A 1,874-nucleotide genomic window follows, 5' to 3' on the forward strand; every position below is an offset into this window, starting at 1 on the left:
CTCCGGCAGGGCGGCGGCGCAGCCTCGCGCAGCAGCTGATCGTGGCGTCGGTCGCGCCGCTGGGCGTGGCGGCAGGCCTGTCTCTGCTCTCGCTGGCCGTGCTGCTTCCTGCCGCACAGCAACGCCTGATCCGCCAGAACGCCGAGGCGGTGGCGGTCGCGGTGGGAACCAGCCTCGACACCCGCGACCAGGAAACCGTGAACTCGCAGCTCGACGCGCTGCTCAAGCGCTCGGCGGTGGGCTTCGTGGAGGTGGAGCTGCCCGACGGCACGGTCTACTTCCGCAGCCAGAATCCGGGGCTGGACGGCAGCTTGCAGGGCCGGGTCGCCGAGTTCGTGAAGACCAATCCCCAGACAGGCACCTTTGTCAACCGGGGCACCCCCGCCGACGCCTACCGCGAGCAGCTCGCGCAACTCGAGGAGGTCGGCGCGGGCGAGTCGGCCCAGGCCCGCGAGCTGCGGGCGCTGGCCGAGGACGAGGACAACCAGCGCGGCGGCAACGAGACCTTCGTCGTGAGCCGCCTGGGCGTGGCCGAGGGCGAGGGCGGGAGCCGCACCCCGGTGGACGCCTCCGAACGTTCCAGCAACCTGCTCTACCGCGTCGCGGTGGGCGTGGACAGCACGGAGGCCAACGCCCGGCTCCGCAACACGCTGCTGCTGGTGCTGGGGATCTCGCTGCTCGCGGCGCTGGCCGCAGCCGCCCTGACCCTGCGGGCCACCCGCCGGATCGTGCAGCCGATCGAGCGCCTGGTGAAGTCCGCCGAGGCCATCAGCATGGGCAATCTCGACCAGCCGGTGCGGGCCGACCGCAACGACGAGATCGGCGACCTCGCGCAGGCCCTGGAACGCATGCGCCTGAGCCTCGAGTCGGCGATGGAGCGCCTGCGCCGGCGCAAGCGGGCCTGAGGGCGGCCACCTCCTTTCTTCCCACCCCTCCGCGTGTCGGAGGGGTGACCTTCTACGTTCTGGAGTGGCTCCCGCCCGTAGGCTCTGTTCATGCCGCAATCACCGTTTCCCGGCCGACCCTGGGTGCTGAAGATGACGTGGCAGGACCTGTGCTTCCTGCACTGGCAGGTCGACCCGGCGCTGATCGCCCAGACGCTGCCCAGCGGGGTCGAGCCGCACACCCGAGACGGTGGGGCGTGGCTGGGGGCCGTCCCCTTCCGCATGACGGGCACCTCGCCCCGCTTCGTCCCCGACGTTCCGGGCCTGAGCGCCTTTCCCGAGCTGAACCTGCGGACCTACGTGACGGTGGACGGGGTGCCCGGCGTCTGGTTCTACAGCCTGGATGCCGCGCAGCCGCTCGCCGTGCGGCTCGCCCGCCGTTTCTTTCACCTGCCCTACTTCGACGCGCGAATGTGGGTGCACCGGGAAGGAGACGTGACCCGCTACGCCAGCCTCCGCGCCCACCGGGGCCAGCCTCCGGCCCGGTTCGCCGCCGCGTACCGCCCGGTCGGCCCGGCCCTGACGCCCGCTCCGGACAGCCTGGACGCGTGGCTCACCGACCGCCACGCGCTCTACAGCGCCGATGCCCGGGGACGGGTCTACCGGGGACGGGTAGACCACGCCGCCTGGCCCCTGCGCCGCGCCCAGGCCGAGGTCGCCGAGAACACCCTCGCGGACGCCCTGGGAATCACCCTGGAGGGAGAACCCCACCTGTTGCACGCCGAGTCCCTGGAGGTGCGGGCCTGGTGGCTGGAGCGGGTGCGGTAGGGGGGTCAGGCTACGGGGCACCTTCCAGCCGAAAGGGCTCGCGCAGCCCCGACTCGGCCGTCTCGCGGGCCACGGCAGGCGCGTAGCCCAGCGCCAGCACGGCGCGGTAGGTGCGCTGGGCCAGCTCGCGGTCGCCCTGGGCATCGCGGACCTGACCCAGCC

General features: G+C 72.7%; 2 protein-coding genes. Both read left to right on the plus strand.

Annotated elements, in window-relative coordinates; genetic code table 11:
- A partial coding sequence (locus QOL99_RS16755) for a HAMP domain-containing protein (protein ID WP_285525516.1) occupies nucleotides 1-905 on the plus strand: 905 nt, incomplete at its 5' end.
- A 90-nt stretch (nucleotides 906-995) separates the two neighbouring features.
- Nucleotides 996-1,712: a YqjF family protein gene (locus QOL99_RS16760; RefSeq protein ID WP_285525517.1), complete on the plus strand. Its 717-nt coding sequence runs from the start codon at nucleotides 996-998 to the stop codon at nucleotides 1,710-1,712.
- Nucleotides 1,713-1,874 lie beyond the last annotated feature (162 nt).

It is taken from the genome of Deinococcus rhizophilus (genome assembly GCF_030271215.1).
Lineage (GTDB): Bacteria > Deinococcota > Deinococci > Deinococcales > Deinococcaceae > Deinococcus > Deinococcus rhizophilus.